The organism is Neobacillus sp. YIM B06451, from assembly GCF_032667185.1.
Lineage (GTDB): Bacteria > Bacillota > Bacilli > Bacillales > Cytobacillaceae > Bacillus_D.
This window is the reverse complement of record NZ_JAVFKJ010000001.1, coordinates 231,679-247,345: the sequence shown is the minus strand read 5'-3', so window position 1 is coordinate 247,345 and position 15,667 is coordinate 231,679. Positions and strand designations below refer to the sequence as shown.

At 45.6% G+C, this 15,667-nt stretch carries 16 protein-coding genes; 4 read left to right on the top strand and 12 right to left on the bottom strand.

The features are described from left to right. Nucleotides 1-3: 3 nt before the first annotated feature. From RB160_RS01115 to RB160_RS01100, 4 genes are all read right to left on the bottom strand, one after another. Nucleotides 4-1,380, bottom strand: coding sequence for a dihydrolipoamide acetyltransferase family protein (locus RB160_RS01115; protein WP_316568369.1), 1,377 nt, complete (start codon nt 1,378-1,380; stop codon nt 4-6). A 73-nt stretch (nt 1,381-1,453) separates the two neighbouring features. Continuing rightward, nucleotides 1,454-2,431 (bottom strand): alpha-ketoacid dehydrogenase subunit beta, encoded by a 978-nt coding sequence (locus tag RB160_RS01110; RefSeq protein ID WP_316568368.1) that lies wholly within the window; start codon nt 2,429-2,431, stop codon nt 1,454-1,456. Nucleotides 2,432-2,434: 3 nt separating this feature from the next. Further along, nucleotides 2,435-3,550 (bottom strand): pyruvate dehydrogenase (acetyl-transferring) E1 component subunit alpha, encoded by a 1,116-nt coding sequence (pdhA, locus tag RB160_RS01105; RefSeq protein WP_316568367.1) that lies wholly within the window; start codon nt 3,548-3,550, stop codon nt 2,435-2,437. Nucleotides 3,551-4,078: 528 nt separating this feature from the next. After that, nucleotides 4,079-4,744, bottom strand: a complete 666-nt coding sequence (locus RB160_RS01100; protein WP_316568366.1) for a YkyA family protein — start codon at nt 4,742-4,744, stop codon at nt 4,079-4,081. 220 nt (nt 4,745-4,964) lie between these two features. Here RB160_RS01100 and RB160_RS01095 point away from each other — a divergent pair, with 220 nt between their 5' ends. Together RB160_RS01095 and def are read left to right on the top strand one after the other, a co-directional pair. Then, nucleotides 4,965-5,096 carry a YjcZ family sporulation protein gene (locus RB160_RS01095; RefSeq protein WP_316568365.1) on the top strand — a complete coding sequence of 44 codons (132 nt, stop codon included), beginning with the start codon at nt 4,965-4,967 and terminating at the stop codon, nt 5,094-5,096. Between the two features lie 231 nt (nt 5,097-5,327). Then, nucleotides 5,328-5,882, top strand: a complete 555-nt coding sequence (gene def, locus RB160_RS01090; RefSeq protein WP_316568364.1) for a peptide deformylase — start codon at nt 5,328-5,330, stop codon at nt 5,880-5,882. Nucleotides 5,883-5,979: 97 nt separating this feature from the next. On the opposite strand, the gene RB160_RS01085 is transcribed toward def, so the two are convergent. Then, on the bottom strand, nt 5,980-6,888 hold the full coding sequence (locus RB160_RS01085; RefSeq protein WP_316568363.1) for a DMT family transporter: 909 nt from the start codon (nt 6,886-6,888) through the stop codon (nt 5,980-5,982). 495 nt (nt 6,889-7,383) lie between these two features. Here RB160_RS01085 and RB160_RS01080 point away from each other — a divergent pair, with 495 nt between their 5' ends. After that, entirely contained in the window at nt 7,384-7,593 is a 210-nt protein-coding gene (locus tag RB160_RS01080; protein ID WP_316568362.1) for a DNA-dependent RNA polymerase subunit epsilon, read from the top strand. 6 nt (nt 7,594-7,599) lie between these two features. Next, on the top strand, nt 7,600-9,267 hold the full coding sequence (gene rnjA, locus RB160_RS01075) for a ribonuclease J1 (RefSeq protein ID WP_316568361.1): 1,668 nt from the start codon (nt 7,600-7,602) through the stop codon (nt 9,265-9,267). Between the two features lie 53 nt (nt 9,268-9,320). Here the strand turns inward: rnjA and RB160_RS01070 are convergent, their stop codons facing one another. The 7 genes from RB160_RS01070 to RB160_RS01040 form a co-directional block, all read right to left on the bottom strand. After that, entirely contained in the window at nt 9,321-9,983 is a 663-nt protein-coding gene (locus tag RB160_RS01070; protein ID WP_316568360.1) for a potassium channel family protein, read from the bottom strand. Between the two features lie 109 nt (nt 9,984-10,092). Then, nucleotides 10,093-11,001, bottom strand: a complete 909-nt coding sequence (locus tag RB160_RS01065) for a DUF4349 domain-containing protein (protein ID WP_316568359.1) — start codon at nt 10,999-11,001, stop codon at nt 10,093-10,095. 352 nt (nt 11,002-11,353) lie between these two features. Beyond that, nucleotides 11,354-11,809, bottom strand: coding sequence for a TlpA family protein disulfide reductase (locus RB160_RS01060; protein WP_316568358.1), 456 nt, complete (start codon nt 11,807-11,809; stop codon nt 11,354-11,356). Between the two features lie 97 nt (nt 11,810-11,906). After that, entirely contained in the window at nt 11,907-12,455 is a 549-nt protein-coding gene (locus tag RB160_RS01055; protein ID WP_316568357.1) for a peroxiredoxin, read from the bottom strand. 247 nt (nt 12,456-12,702) lie between these two features. Beyond that, nucleotides 12,703-13,836, bottom strand: a complete 1,134-nt coding sequence (locus RB160_RS01050; RefSeq protein WP_396954650.1) for an N-acetyldiaminopimelate deacetylase — start codon at nt 13,834-13,836, stop codon at nt 12,703-12,705. An 86-nt stretch (nt 13,837-13,922) separates the two neighbouring features. After that, nucleotides 13,923-14,633, bottom strand: coding sequence for a 2,3,4,5-tetrahydropyridine-2,6-dicarboxylate N-acetyltransferase (gene dapD, locus RB160_RS01045; RefSeq protein ID WP_316568356.1), 711 nt, complete (start codon nt 14,631-14,633; stop codon nt 13,923-13,925). 75 nt (nt 14,634-14,708) lie between these two features. Beyond that, nucleotides 14,709-15,590 (bottom strand): transcriptional regulator CcpC, encoded by an 882-nt coding sequence (locus RB160_RS01040; RefSeq protein ID WP_316568355.1) that lies wholly within the window; start codon nt 15,588-15,590, stop codon nt 14,709-14,711. Nucleotides 15,591-15,667: the final 77 nt, after the last annotated feature.

Sequence of the window (15,667 nt, the reverse complement as noted above, 5' to 3'; positions counted from 1 at the left end):
TTTTTACGCCTCCATTAACAAGAGTTCCGGGTCGTTCAGCAACCTCTTAATGTGGTTCATGAAATTCTGTGCGGTTGCACCATCGATAACCCGATGGTCAAAGCTTAAGGAAATTGCGAGAACTGGCCCAGCAATGATTTCCCCATTTTTTACGATTGCTTTTTCCGCGATACGGCCGATTCCAAGGATGGCAACTTCTGGATGGTTGATGACAGGCGTAAACCATTGTCCTCCCGCCGAGCCGATGTTCGTAATGGTACAGGATCCGCCTTTCATTTCATCCGGAGAAAGCTTTCCGCTCCTTGCTTTGGAAGCAAGCTCGTTTATTTCATTGGAAATTGCAAATACCGATTTTCTGTCCGCATCCTTAACAACAGGGACAAGCAAGCCTTTTTCTGTATCGGCGGCGATTCCAATGTTGTAATAATGCTTTTGAATGATTTCCCCCGCCTCATCATCAACAGAAGTATTCAGTGCAGGGTACTCTCTTAGCGCGCTTGTAAGCGCCTTTACGACGTAAGGAAGGAATGTAAGCTTAATGCCCTTTTCGGCGGCAACTTCCTTGAATTTCTTGCGGTGAGCAACAAGGCTTGTTACTTCCACTTCATCCATAAGGGTAACATGCGGAGCTGTATGCTTGGAATTCACCATCGCCTTGGCAATCGCACGGCGGATTCCACTCATCTTCTCACGCGTTTCAGGATATTGTCCTTGCGGAATTGGAGTAGGTGCCTGCTTCGCCTCTTCGGCTGCTGGGATGGCTGCTTCATTTACGGCGCCTTGGGCATCAGCTTTCGGAGCTCCCTGCTCCCCGCTCAAGAAGGCATCAATATCGCCTTTAAGGACACGCCCATTATTGCCCGAGCCTGAAACTTGGCGGATATCGACTCCTTTTTCACGCGCATATTTCCTTACCGATGGCATGGCAATGACTCTTCGATCCGGATCGACTTCGGCTTTTGGCGTTGCAGCTGCAGCAGCTCCTGCGCCAGTAGCCCCTTCCGGTTTTTGTGCCTGTGCCTCTTCTTTATTAATTTGCTGGCCGGATTCCAATGTAGATTGAACCTGGGCCTCTGTTTTTTCTTTAGCAGCTGGTTCGACATCTTCATTGCTATCGCCTTTGAATTGAAGGTCTTCATAGCCAGGTGCATCGAACGTAACAAGTACCTGACCAACTGTAGCCACTGTACCTTCGCCAACCAGGATTTCCTCGACAGTTCCCTCTACTGGCGAAGGAATTTCGACTACAGCCTTATCGTTCTGTATTTCGCAAAGTACATCGTCTTCATTTACTTTATCCCCTGGTTTAATAAACCATTTGACTATTTCGCCTTCGTGGATTCCCTCACCAATGTCAGGCATTTTAAATTGGAATGACACTATGCTTCATCCTCCTATTATTCCTGAATATCTTCACGTTTAAAAAGCTTCGCCAGACTCAGCGCTTGTCCAATTAGAACGTAAGTACTTTCTTGGCCGTTTCAATGACATCCTTATAGTTTGGAAGCCATACGTTTTCAGCCTGGGAGAACGGATAAACCGTATCAGGCGCAGCCACAATAAGCACAGGCGCTTCAAGGCTCAGGACGGAACGTTCCATGATTTCACTGACAACATGGTTTGCTGCGCCAGCCTGCCTTTGGGCTTCCTGAACAACAATTGCCCGTCCTGTCTTTTCAACGGAAGCAACGATCGCTTCAATATCCAATGGCATCAGTGTACGGAGGTCAAGTACTTCCACGGAATGGCCTTCCTTCTCAAGCTCTTCTGCCGCTTTGAGTGATTCATGGACCATCGCGCCATACGTAATGATTGACAAATCTTTTCCTTCTCGCTTAATATCCGCTTTCCCAAGTGGAATTGTGTATTCTTCCTCTGGTACCTCCTCGCGGAATGCCCGGTAAAGCTTCAAATGTTCAAGGAAAATAACCGGGTCATTATCGCGGATGGCTGAAAGCAGCAATCCCTTTGCATCGTATGGCGTCGAAGGAACGACAACTTTCAATCCTGGTGTCTGCATCATTAAACCTTCAAGGCTGTCAGAGTGAAGCTCGGGAGTATGTACGCCGCCGCCAAATGGAGACCTAACCGTAATTGGCATATTGTATCGTCCCCCGGAGCGGTAGCGCATCCTGGACATTTGTCCAGCTATAGAGTCCATTACCTCAAAAACAAATCCAAAAAACTGAATTTCTGGGATTGGCCGATAGCCAGTCAATGAAAGGCCGATTGCCAATCCGCCAATTCCGGATTCAGCTAGTGGTGTATCAAATACCCTATCTTCGCCAAATTCTTTTTGAAGGCCTTCGGTTGCACGAAAAACACCGCCGTTTACACCCACGTCCTCCCCGAAAATCAAAGTCTTCTCATTATTGCGAAGCTCTATGCGTAAGGCATCGGTGATTGCCTGGATCATTGTCATTTGAGCCATGATTTACTTCGACTCCTTTGCTTTGTAAATTTCATATTGTTCCTTCAAGTGGAAAGGCATTTCTTCGTACATAATCGACATTAGGTCGGTAACCTTTTGTTTAGGGGCTGCATCGGCCTTCTTAATTGCCTCTTTAATTTCTTCCTTCGCCCTTTCGATCACTTCATTTTCCTTCTCTTCGTTCCAAAGCCCCTTGCCTTCCAGGTACTTCCTGAAACGGACAAGCGGGTCCTTCTTTTCCCACTCGCTGTCAAGGTCAGAAGTCCTGTAGCGTGTCGGATCATCCCCTGCCATCGTATGTGGGCCGTAACGGTAGGTCAACGTTTCAATTAAAGTAGGCCCCTCGCCATTAACAGCACGGTCACGGGCGTCACGGACAGCTTTATAAACCGCAAGAGGATCCATTCCATCCACTTGGATTCCTGGGATACCCGCTGCAACAGCTTTTTGGGCAATGGTTTGCGCGGCAGATTGCTTTTCGACAGGCGTGGAAATGGCAAATCGGTTGTTTTGGACGACGAAAATCGCCGGTGCCTTGAATGCGCCCGCAAAGTTGATTCCTTCGTAAAAATCGCCCTGGGATGCGCCGCCATCGCCAGTGTAGGTAATCGCAACAGTTTTTGAACCATTTTTCTTTAATCCAAGCGCAACGCCGGCTGCCTGGACATACTGAGCGCCAATAATAATCTGCGGAGACAGAACATTGACACCTTCAGGAATTTGGTTCCCCTGATAATGGCCACGGGAAAAAAGGAATGCCTGGTAAAGCGGAAGTCCGTGCCAAATAAGCTGAGGCACATCCCGGTACCCTGGTAAAATGTAATCATCCTTTTCAAGCGCGTATTGTGAAGCGAGCTGGGAAGCCTCCTGCCCTGCTGTAGGCGCGTAAAATCCAAGACGGCCCTGTCGGTTAAGGGAAATGGACCGCTGGTCAAGAATGCGTGTGTACACCATCCTGCTCATTAATTCCTGGAGCTGTTCATCGCTCAAATCCGGCATCGCCGCCTCGTTAACGACCTTGCCTTCTTCATTTAAAATCTGGAGCGTTTCAAATTGCTGCTCAACTGTTTCGAGCGTCTTTTTCGCATCGACTTGGGCGTTCTTTGTCTTAGAAGCCATTTTGGTCACCATTCCTTTCTTTTTCACAAATTTTCTACTTACAGCAAACACATTCGGGGTTTCCTGTTTTAATGGGTTATAAATACTCACTTATGTTGCCCTAAAAATCGGATAACAGATTCTTTCCTTAATAGATTGTTTTAAAATTCCTGCCTGGTGCTCCCGTTTTATCGAGGGCTGCTGGCTCATATCTATATTGTTTTCCACAAGCACTGCGACTGGAAACCCATATTCCCTTTCGCGCTGCCTTTTTATGCTGTACCAGTTTTTGACCCCATTAAATTAATACAATGTCCCCCTGCAAGTTGAGTTTACATCATTCTCTTTGAAACCGTCAACAACCATGACTTATAAATTTATCACTATAATAATGATAGTAAATAATTTCAAAAATAATAAATCTGTACCACTTAATAATCCTAATCTGTATCAATCCTGTTTCCATCCTTATATGCGCCTGGGGAAACACTAGGAAAGCGCTTTACCCCCGAAAAAAAAGGAAAAGCAGGCGGATTTCGCCTGCTCCAATTAGGATTCCTTCCCCATAAGCCCAGCCAATTCATAAAAGTTGAGCTTTTCCTTATTGTACTTTTCTGTTAGTTCATTAAACTTTTCATTCGCTTCGAGAATGCTCGTGTAAAAGTCATTGAGGGTATTCACCTGGTCTTCAAGGTTTTCCAAAGAAACATCCTTCGCTTTAAGCGAGGTATACAATTTTCGATCCCCTTCAAGCGCATTCATGTATTCCTCATAGAGGGTTTCGTGTGTCTTGTATCGCTCTTTCATAGTCTGATACAGTAATTCCGCTTTTTCCTTCAATTCAGGCGTTTTAATTTCCTGCATAATCGCTGATGCTTTTTCAAATTGCTCCCGCGACTGCTCTAAGCTTTGCCGCTCAAGTTCGATATGTTCCTTTCTTTTGTCGACAATGTCCAGTGCCTCATCTGAAAGAGTGGATATTTGACTGTATTCCTTTAGGCCTAGGCCCATGATTTTATCAAAAATTGCTTTTTCCTTTGATTCAAGCTCAATGAGTGGGTCTTGCTGGGCTTCAAACTGTTTTTCGGCTTTAACCGCTTTTTCCATCACTTCATATAACTGCGATTCGGGAGTTTCTTTTCCAAAGCATCCTGAAAGCAGCAAAATGGCAGCTCCTAAAAGGAACAGCAGTTTTTTCGTTGGAGAAAATGGCAAAATAGATCACTCCTTTTCTTAACAATTCAACTATATCGAGAGTTTTTGTATTTGACAACTTTCAAAGTAACAAAAGCTTGTCCGCCGCATTTCAGTTTATTCATGAAAATTGCCTTTTATGACTGGGCGTGGGCCCATACTACCCCAGGCAGACCCGCATAGGCTGTAATAGTCGCCCGGTTAATAGGGAAGGCAAACATTACGCGGAGGAGGTTCGCTTATGTACGGTTACGGATATGGCTATCCCGTCGGATTTGGTGGATACGGTGGATTTTGCGGATGGGGCAGAGGATTTGCCTTAATCGTTGTCCTGTTTATTCTTTTGATTATTGTTGGCTGTGCCTGGCTATAATGGCAAGTGAAGAGGAGGCGTTCGCCTCTTCTTTTTGTAACCGGATAAGCCATTTCCCCTGCCTCTTGTTGCTGCCGTATCTCCCAAATGCCCCTAATGCAGAATAGATTTTAGATGGTGGAAAAAATTCATGTAATTAACTTTTTGGTGATTGTCTGATAGACTAATGTCATACTTTTTCCTATGATAGGGATTGGGATTAATGTTTTGTTTTACAGGAGTGAACTAAATATGATAACAATGGACGATATTATCCGCGATGGGCATCCAACCTTAAGAATAACAGCCAATGAAGTGCCGCTTCCACCGTCAGAAGAAGACAAGCAAATCCTTACGAGTCTCTTGGAGTATGTTATAAATAGCCAGGATCCCGAGATTGCTGAAAAATATGGGCTCCGCCCTGGAATCGGCCTGGCCGCGCCGCAAATAAACGTGCCAAAAAGAATGATTGCCGTCCATGTACATGACGAAAAGGGAAATTTACACAGCCATGCCCTTTTCAACCCAAAGATTGCGAGCCATTCCGTAGAAAAGGCTTACCTAACTTCAGGTGAAGGATGCCTGTCAGTCGATGAGCCTTATCCCGGTTATGTCCCGCGTTACGCACGTATAACGGTAAAAGGATATGATGCGGATGGGAATGAGGTTAAGCTTAGACTGAAAGGGCTAGCCGCTGTCGTTTTCCAGCATGAAATCGACCATTTAAACGGAATAATGTTCTATGACCATATCAACAAGGAAGATCCATATAAACCAATTGAAAATGCTTTAGCGATTGAACGATGATGATACAGCCGCCTATTATGGGCGGCTGTTATCAGGTTAACGGAATGATTAGATTGATGGGGTAAGTTATAGCATTAATAGCTGTATTTGCCCCTTCCTATTTGGCTCCATGATTGGAAGCGATAGGGAATTTCTCTCGTGATTTTATGGAGGAGATGTAGACACCGGAAAAAATGATACCTAAGCCCAAAAGCATTGACAAATGGATATCCTCCCCTAGGAGGAACGCTCCCCAAAAAATTGCGAAAACCGGAGCAAGGTAGGTCACGAGTGCTGCAAATTCCGGGCTCCCTTTTTGGACAAGATAATAATAAATAAGGTAGGCAAGTCCAGAACCTACTGCCCCTAGACCAACAAAGGCCCCTACATTGGGCAGGCTGAAGAAAACCGAGGCTTCCGGCAGCCCCGTAACGAGCATGGCAATGAAGCTCGCTCCTGACGAAAAAGCAAGTGTATATAGTGAAAGTTCAAAGATTGGTATTTCATCGGCATATTTCTTCGTCATATGCGATCCAATGCCATAACAAAGCGCAGCCCCGCTCATCAACAGGATGCCAGCGAAATTACCCGCCCCAAATGAATCCCCTCCGAAATCGGATAGAAAGAATATTCCGCAAAACCCTATGAGAGCACCAATCCACTGGTTTCTCCTAAGCTTTGTCGAAAAGAATAAAAAACCGATTAACAAAGTCCATATAGGGGTAGTAGCATTAATAATGGAGGCAAGGCTTGATGTTATCTTTGTCTCCCCTGCGGAAATTAACAGCCAGGGCAAGACATTATTTGCAAGTGCAATGGCTAGCAGTTTTGCATGGGGAAGCTTCATGAAAGGCCGCATCGATCTTCTCGTGGCTACTGCAATGGCCACAAGCATGGCCGCGCCGAAGAACGTCCGGCCGAATACTACCTCCGCCGGGCCAAGCGTTTGTAAAAGAATTTTGATAAACATAAAGGAAGTTCCCCAAATCACACCCAACCCGATTAACGAAGCATAAAGCCTGCCCAACTAAATTCCCCCTGACGTCTTACAATAGTAAAAACATTAATCTTTCAAAAATATTTTGTCAATTCACTGACATTTGCCGATTCCATGATTAACCATGAAGAAATTGAACAGACACACATATACTAGTAGTACCAGAGGGACGATTTTTGTTAAGATTTACGCCCAAAATCTGAAAAATACGCCCAATTATTCACCTGGCTGCTTTACATTGGACAAGGATGGTATAAAATAAAGGTAAGGAGATGATCCACTATGTTAAAGAAGCTAAGAAAGAAGCTTTTAAAACAGTGGAAAGATTTATTACGAAAAAAATCCATTGCCTAATGTTTTGAGCCCTTCAAACTTGCGAAGGGCTCCTTCCTTATTGTAAATTGAAAAGCAGCAGTATCATCCAAACGATGTTAGCGTTTCCCCCGGAGTCCGGTACAGGCTGTGCATTCGGATCAGGGGTTTTATAATAAGAAAATGTATTTGTGGAGATAGGAGCGAGGAAACATGTTATTCAAGGTATACTATCAGGAGAGAATCAACGAGGTACCTATCAGGGAAAATACTAAATCCCTGTACATCGAGGGTGAATCGGAGCGGGATGTAAGGAAAAAACTGGCCGACCGGGGCTACAATATTGAATTTGTCCAGCAGGTAAACGGTGCCTACCTGGAATATGAAAAACAAAATGAAGACTTTAATGTATTGGAGATATGATAATTTATGAAATTTGTTAAAAATGACCAAACCGCTGTTTTTGCCCTTGGCGGCCTTGGCGAAATCGGGAAAAATACGTATGCCGTCCAGTTTCAGGATGAGATTATCCTCATTGATGCAGGGATTAAGTTTCCGGAGGACGAACTTCTTGGAATTGATTATGTCATTCCGGATTATTCCTACCTTGTGAAAAATGAAGAAAAAATCAAAGGGCTTTTTGTTACCCATGGACACGAGGACCATATTGGCGGGATTCCTTACCTATTGAGGGAAGTCAATTTACCGATATATGGAGGAAAGCTTGCGCTTGGCCTGATTAAAAACAAACTGGAAGAGCATGGCCTACTAAGGACAGCGAAGCTGATTGAAATTAAGGAAGACGATATAATCAAGTTTAGGAAAACCTCCGTTACGTTCTTCCGTACTACTCACAGCATCCCTGATTCCTATGGCATCGTTGTAAAAACTCCGAATGGACAAGTCGTCCATACCGGGGATTTCAAATTTGATTTCACACCGGTTGGCGAGCCTGCGAACTTGACGAAAATGGCCGAAATTGGAAGTGAAGGCGTCCTTTGCCTTCTATCGGATAGTACGAATAGTGAAATACCCGAGTTTACGATGTCCGAGCGCCGGGTTGGAGACAGCATCGATGATATTTTCCGGAAGGTTGATGGCCGTATTATTTTCGCGACTTTCGCTTCCAATATCCACAGGCTTCAGCAGGTAGTTGAAGCAGCCGTCGCCAATGGCAGGAAGGTTGCCGTTTTTGGACGAAGTATGGAAGCGGCCATTAATATCGGCCAGGACCTTGGCTATATCCGCGCACCAAAGGAAACCTTCATTGACGCACAGCAAATCAACAGGCTGCCGGCAAACCAGGTAACCATTCTTTGTACAGGGAGCCAGGGTGAGCCTATGGCCGCCCTTTCGAGGATTGCGAATGGAACACATCGCCAAATTCAGATTATACCTGGTGATACCGTTGTGTTTTCTTCCTCCCCAATTCCTGGGAACACTATCAGCGTGAGCAGGACCATTAATATGTTGTTCCGCGCGGGCGCGGATGTCATTCATGGCAAATTAAGCAATATCCATACATCAGGCCACGGAGGCCAGGAAGAGCAAAAGCTCATGCTTAGGCTTATCAAACCGAAGTTCTTTGTTCCAATTCACGGTGAGTACCGCATGCAGAAGATGCACGCAAAGCTCGCGGTTGATTGCGGCGTACCTGAGGAAAATTGTTTTATTATGGACAATGGCGAAGTGCTCGCCCTTTCAGAAGACAGTGCGCAAATCGCTGGAAAAATCCCTTCCGGTTCCGTCTACATCGATGGGAGCGGGGTTGGCGACATTGGGAACATCGTCCTTCGCGACAGGAGGATTTTGTCAGAGGAGGGCCTTGTGGTGGTTGTTGTTAGCATTAATATGAAGGAATTCAAGATTGCTTCCGGCCCTGACATCATTTCTCGCGGATTCGTCTATATGAGGGAGTCGGGTGATTTAATTAATGATGCACAGGCCCTCATTTCGAAACATCTGAACAAAATCATGGAGCGGAAGACGACCCAGTGGTCCGAAATCAAAAACGAAATTACCGATACACTCGGACCATTCCTATATGAAAAAACAAAACGCCGCCCGATGATTCTTCCAATCATTATGGAAATCTGATTTGGCGGTTAAGGATTAACAGAAAAGGAAGCTTGCAGCCGCAAGCTTCCTTTTTAATCTTCAATAACCTTCTTCCTGAACCTTTCAATGTCCACATCCGCCCCAATTACGATCAGTATATCGCCAAGCCAGATTTTCTCGCTTGCTAGCGGAGAAACGATAATGTCATTCCCCCTCTTTATTGCGACAATGTTAATCCCGTACTTGGCGCGGATGTTCAGGCCAATAATCGTGTTTCCGCCAAGCCGCTCATTCGCGACGATTTCGACGATGCTGTGCTCATCGGAAAGGTCAAGGTAGTCTAGGACTGTAGTTGTTGAAATATTATTGGCAATACGAATCCCCATATCCCGTTCAGGATGCGCCACAACATCGGCGCCAATTTTTATAAGAACCTTTTCATGGTAATCATTCAGTGCTTTAGCTGTTACATGCTTTACCCCAAGTTCCTTCAGGATCAAGGTGGTCAGGATGCTAGCCTGTATATTGTCCCCAATCGCGACAATGACGTGATCGAAGTTCCTGATTCCGATTGCTTTAAGGACCGCCTCATCGGTGGAATCGCCGAGAATGGCATGCGAGGCGATGGATGCGTATTCATTAACCCTTTCTTCGTTGTTGTCCATAGCAAGGACTTCCATTCCCAGTTCGGACAGCCTCCGGCAAATACTCCCGCCAAAACGGCCCAGGCCAATGACTGCAAAATCTTTTTTCACTCTGATTCCCCCAAGGAATATATTTATTCCTATAGTAGCAAAAAAGTGTCGAAACCGGAACATTACTTTTTTTTGAGTTCACAACCAGCGTCGAATAAAGGAAGCTCTATCAACCTCCCCTTCTTTTTACGGCTTTTTTAAAGAAAAGGAAAATAAGTAGCGCGACAGCTGCAAGAAAGAGAAGTACGGGCAGGTTTCCCAGGAAAAAGACTGTCAATCCCGATCCGGCAGAAAGAAGGAAGTTCGAGCTGCTAATGAACTGTTTCTTCGTCCTTGCCCAAGTATCCAACTCCTTTGGTGTCGTCGCTTTGGCGATTAATTTCCTTTCAAAAAGGGTAATTTTTATTGTCGATAACGATGACTGGTTTTGAAGATACTTCATTTTTCCTGTTATTTGCTCGATTTCTTCTTGGACCTCTCCAAGGTCGGCTGAAATTTGAAGCAAGTCCTCCGTTTTGGTGGCTCCTTTCATAAAATCTAGGAGCCTTGCTTCAACCGCCCTCTTGGACTTTAACCTTGACTCCAGGTCGACATATTGTTCCTTTACATCTTCGCCGCGGATAGACCGGTCAAGCACTTCCGCTGCGTCCTTTTCCGTCTCATTCAAAAAGCTATTAAAGTGTGCGGCAGGAACACGGACTGTCATCACGCCGCTCATCTGCTCGTCACCGTCCCGTGAAACTGATGATTCGACAATATATCCTCCATATTTTTCTGCCTTTGTTTCAATCGATTTTTGAGCATTTTCAAAATTCTTTACGCGCAAATGAAGTTCGGCGTTCCGGATTACCATCCTCTCCGAGACAGTCGCCGATGGTTTCACTCCATCCGGAGCGTCAGACTTCTCCTTTGTGTCTCCCTCCATTCCAACCGAGTCGCCGTATTCCCTGTCCATCGTGTTTTGCCCCGAACCGCCTGACATTTTCGCTGAATCTGACTGCCCCGCATTGCTGCAAGCCGCCAATAACGCAGACAGCGAAAGAAACATGACCAGCACCCATTTTTTATATCGTGCCATACAAGCACCCCCTGCTTCCTTTACAAATTAGACGGAATTGGCGAATCCTTTGTGGCAGCGGGATTATACATAGACGAACAAAATGCGCAAGCGCCTTGGTTAGCCCCGACAAGCATAAGACGGGGCCCGCAGGACATTGAATGGCATCCCTGAATTCGCCCACGCACGAAGGAAATGCGAGCATTTCCGAGGACGGGCCTGCCCTCCGGAGGGAACCGGCTTATGACCTCGAGGGGCTAGGCGCTGGAGCTGGATTACAATAACTTGTTTCGAGTTATTCACAAGGTTCAATTTTATAATTTCCTAAGAAAGATAAAAGGCCTGGCATCTAATGTGCCAGGCCTCATTGATTCTATTCAGCTTTTTCCGTTTCGTCCAAAACGCGGTTTACCCGCTTCTCAAGCATCTTCATGCCGCTGCCGCCCGCCTGGAAATGCCTAAGCTTTCCTTCCTTATCAAAAACATAATACGCAGGCACGTATTCATTACCGAATGCGTCCGTAAGCTTATGCTCACTGTCTACGAATATTGGCTGGGAAATGCCGTGTTCAGCTGCGGTTTTCTTAATATCTTCTAAATTCAGGTCATCTTCGGACCTTGGCATATGTACTGCCACAACATTTAGCTTGTCTTTATAGTCGTCACGGAACTGGTTTACCTGCGGCATCGCTTCCTTGCACAGGTGGCAGCTAACTGACCAGAAATGGATAAGGGTCGGCTTTTCGCCAATTAATTGGTCCCTTGCCACTTCACCGTTCAACCATTCGGTTGCGCCTGTAAGTTCGGGCATTGGTTCACGTAATTTCATCTCATTACCTCCCCGATGTTTTGTTTCCTAAAAAAAGACCTAACATATTAATTGGTTAGGTCTAACTTTAAAACAGTTACCATTTATGGCTGTACAATTATACGCTGAGTGTTTTTTGGCCTGGCTTCCAGTTTGCCGGGCAAAGTCCGCCAGTTTGAAGGGCCTGAAGGACACGAAGGGTTTCATCAACATCACGTCCAATGTTGTTGTGGTTGACTACCTGGTACATCAATTCACCTTCAGGGCTGATGATAAACAAGCCGCGAAGCGCTACGCCTTCTTCTTCGATCAACACACCGTAATCACGGGAGACAACATGGTTTGTATCGGCGGCTAACGGATATTTCAAATCGCCAAGGCCATTGTCCTTCCTGTCGGTTTTGATCCAGGCAAGATGGGTATGGATCGTGTCGGTAGAAACACCAATGATTTCAGCATCGAGGTCTTCAAATTCATCATAACGATCTGAAAGAGCTGTGATTTCGGTTGGGCACACGAAAGTAAAATCCATCGGATAGAAGAAAAGCACTGTCCACTTGTCGTTTTTCATGTTTTCTTCAAGGCTTACTTTGCCAAATTCCTTGTTCGGCATTACCGCTTCCATTTCAAATCGCGGTGCTTGCTTTCCTACCATACGTTCCGGCATGAAAATCCCTCCAAAATAAAGTTATTTACGGGATATTAAGCTGCGTTCACTATCCCTTTCACATCGCCTATTATAGGGCAACCCCTTCATACAGTCAATTTTAGCCAATCAAAACTCAAACCAAAAAACTCACTGTCGACAATGGGATCCACCCTAATAGTCTTACCCATTTTCGCCTTAATTAACCAGGAGAAAGAGGCCCATTCACAAGTCTATCATTCCTATTTCAACAATAGAAACAGTTTGCTCAAGGCCTGTCCCCTAGCTGGGATTTAAAAGTAATATAACCGCAGAGCAGGCGGATAGCCAATGGAATCGCCGCCTCATCGGGCATCAGCCTTGAATGATGGAGACCATTGGGTGAATTGACCCCGAGCCAGAACATGAAACCGGGTATCTCCTTCAGCATGTAGCCGAAATCCTCACCCGTCATCGCTTCCCTGCAACGAACGGCTTCTACTCCATCCATGGCGGATGCAAACTCAAAAAATTCCAATGTGAGTCCAGGATGATTGAAAACCTGGTGGTACATTGAACCATAATCGATTGCCGCTTCACACTCAAACCCTGACTCGATTCCCTGAACAAGAGCTTCAATCCTTCTTTTGACTGTTTTCATCGATTCAGGAGACAGGGTCCGGATTGTCCCCTCAAGCCTCGCCCTTTCAGCAATAACATTTTGTACTGTTCCGCCAGTGATTTTCCCAATGGTAATAACAGCGCTGTCAAGTGGATCGACATTGCGTGAAACAATCGTCTGGAATTGGGATACAAGATTGCAAGCCGCAACGACCATGTCATTTGCCTTGTGAGGAAAAGCTGCATGCCCCCCTTTCCCAGTAAGGTCAATAAACAGCTCCGAGGTATTGGCGAACAGCAATCCCTCTTTAAGCGCGACCGTTCCTACCGGGTATTCAGGGGCGATATGGAGCGCGATAATCATATCAGGCTTCCATTCCTGCATGATATCGGATTTCAACATTGGTTCCGCGCCGCCCGGCCCTTCCTCGGCGGGCTGGAAAATGAACAGCAAGTCATCCTCGATTGGATTGTTCGCAAAAAACTCCGCTACTCCAAGAGCGATGCTCATATGTAAATCATGTCCGCATGCGTGCATATTGCCTGGATGGATGGAGGAAAACGGATAGCCTGTATCTTCCGTAATTGGCAATCCATCCATGTCCGCCCGATAGCCGATTATTTTTTTCGGATTGAGGCCATGAATTTTTACAAACAGCCCGGTGTTCCACTTTCGAACAGTCAGCCTGTCCTGTGGAAGTCCAGCAAGAAAATTAAGTAGATATTCCTGTGTTTTATATTCCTGGAAACCCAGCTCTGGTATCCGGTGAAGGTCGCGCCTTATTCTAATAAATGAATTCATTGATATTTCCCCTCTTACTAACAGTTTCGGTAGCATTGCAAAAGAAAGCGCGGATTGGCTCCACGCTTTCTTCATTCTTATTTACTTTAAAGCTGGCGCAGCTCGGCCATAATTTCTGTTTTTGACTTTGTTTTCTCATCGATTTCTTTAATGACCCTTGCAGGCGTGCCGGCAACAAGTGTATTTGGCGGAACATCTTCAAGGACGACCGCTCCAGCGGCTACGACCGCGCCCCGGCCCACGGTTACCCCTTCTATTACCACTGCGTTCGCGCCAATGACAACTTCATCCTCAATTACGACAGGCTTGGCGGAAGGCGGTTCAATGACCCCCGCTAGGACAGTGCCGGCGCCAATGTGGCATTTTTTCCCGACTGTCGCCCTTCCTCCAAGGACAACGTTCATATCAATCATCGTACCTTCACCGATTACCGCCCCGATATTGATGACCGCACCCATCATAATTACAGCGTTGTCCCCAATTTCAACCTGGTCGCGGATTGTAACACCCGGTTCAATACGCGCCTTGATATTCTTTGTATCGAGCAATGGAATGGCCGAGTTCCGGCGGTCACTCTCAACAACATAATCATCAATTTTTGCCTGGTTCCTTTCAATGACAGGGTTAATTGTGTCCCATTCGCCGAAAATGACGCCTGTGTTACCTGAAATGAACGTTTTGGTATCTGCTCCAAAATCAATTCCTTCCAAGTCACCTTTTATATATACCTTTACAGGTGTGGATTTTTTCGCATTTTGAATAAACGAAATAATTTCATTGGCGTCCATCATTTTCATTGCTACTCCTCCGATATGTATATTCTTGGTAAATACTTTATCAGACTGCCTGAGTGAAAACAAGAAAAAAAAGAGTTACTTCCCGTCATTAATATGCTCAAGAATCAACTCGGTAAACGCCCTGACTTGTTTAAGTTCAAACGCAGATTCATATCCGAGCAGCCATGTGTCACGTTTAATTGGCCTATTCCATTCATCAAGAAGTGGGAGCTTGAAAATATCCTTATCGGCGCCATGCAAGGTGATTTCCGGAAGGATTGCATAACCAATTCCATTGAACGCCATTTGTTTGCATGTTTCAATTTGATCGACAAGGACGGTTCTCTTTGGCGGCAGCTTGAATTGGCGGTGCCACCATTCCTGGATTTCCTGATAGTAATTGGAATCGCTCTTGAATTGGATGAAAGGCCGGTCTGTTTCCAAAACCTGCTCTATACTGGAAATTTCCCTGTCCACCAGAAACAGCCTGTCTTCAAACAAATGCACCTTTTTGCCCTTCCATTCAGGTGCACCCCTGATAATGCCAATATGGACTTGATGGTCATAAAGCGAACGAAGAATTTCACTGCTCCAGCCGGTTACAAGCGAAATCTTTGCCTGGGGATAACGCTCAATAAACTTTTTGAGCACCTTTGGGAGCCAGTGTTGTCCAACAATCGTCGCGACGGCGATCTTAAGCGTCCCAGCAACGGCAGACTCCATGGAATGAATGGCTTCCCTTACCTTTTCCTCTTCGGCAAGTACGCCATTGGCAAACCTGATGACCTCTTCACCCTGAGGAGTAAGGGCAAGCCCTTTTTGTGACCTTATAAAAAGCTTCGTGCCCCATTCCTTTTCAATTGACTGAAGCCTCTGGCTTAAGGCGGGTTGGGAAACGAACAATCGCTCTGCAGCCTTACGCATATTCATTTCCTGTGCGAGAACTGATAAAAGTTGAAACTCGGAAAGTGAGGACATTTTCTTTCCCCCATAAGTTTTTCTTATATTATATCTTATTAAACGATCAAAAAATAACCCGGGTTTCCCCGGGTGTT

Coding starts and splice junctions, on each gene's coding strand:
- RB160_RS01110 (WP_316568368.1), bottom strand. CDS start 2,431: ATGGCTCAAATGACAATGATCCAGGCAATCACCGATGCCTTACGCATA.
- pdhA (WP_316568367.1), bottom strand. CDS start 3,550: ATGGCTTCTAAGACAAAGAACGCCCAAGTCGATGCGAAAAAGACGCTC.
- RB160_RS01095 (WP_316568365.1), top strand. CDS start 4,965: ATGTACGGTTACGGATATGGCTATCCCGTCGGATTTGGTGGATACGGT.
- def (WP_316568364.1), top strand. CDS start 5,328: ATGATAACAATGGACGATATTATCCGCGATGGGCATCCAACCTTAAGA.
- RB160_RS01080 (WP_316568362.1), top strand. CDS start 7,384: ATGTTATTCAAGGTATACTATCAGGAGAGAATCAACGAGGTACCTATC.
- rnjA (WP_316568361.1), top strand. CDS start 7,600: ATGAAATTTGTTAAAAATGACCAAACCGCTGTTTTTGCCCTTGGCGGC.
- RB160_RS01065 (WP_316568359.1), bottom strand. CDS start 11,001: ATGGCACGATATAAAAAATGGGTGCTGGTCATGTTTCTTTCGCTGTCT.
- RB160_RS01060 (WP_316568358.1), bottom strand. CDS start 11,809: ATGAAATTACGTGAACCAATGCCCGAACTTACAGGCGCAACCGAATGG.
- RB160_RS01055 (WP_316568357.1), bottom strand. CDS start 12,455: ATGCCGGAACGTATGGTAGGAAAGCAAGCACCGCGATTTGAAATGGAA.
- RB160_RS01050 (WP_396954650.1), bottom strand. CDS start 13,836: ATGAATTCATTTATTAGAATAAGGCGCGACCTTCACCGGATACCAGAG.
- dapD (WP_316568356.1), bottom strand. CDS start 14,633: ATGAAAATGATGGACGCCAATGAAATTATTTCGTTTATTCAAAATGCG.
- RB160_RS01040 (WP_316568355.1), bottom strand. CDS start 15,590: ATGTCCTCACTTTCCGAGTTTCAACTTTTATCAGTTCTCGCACAGGAA.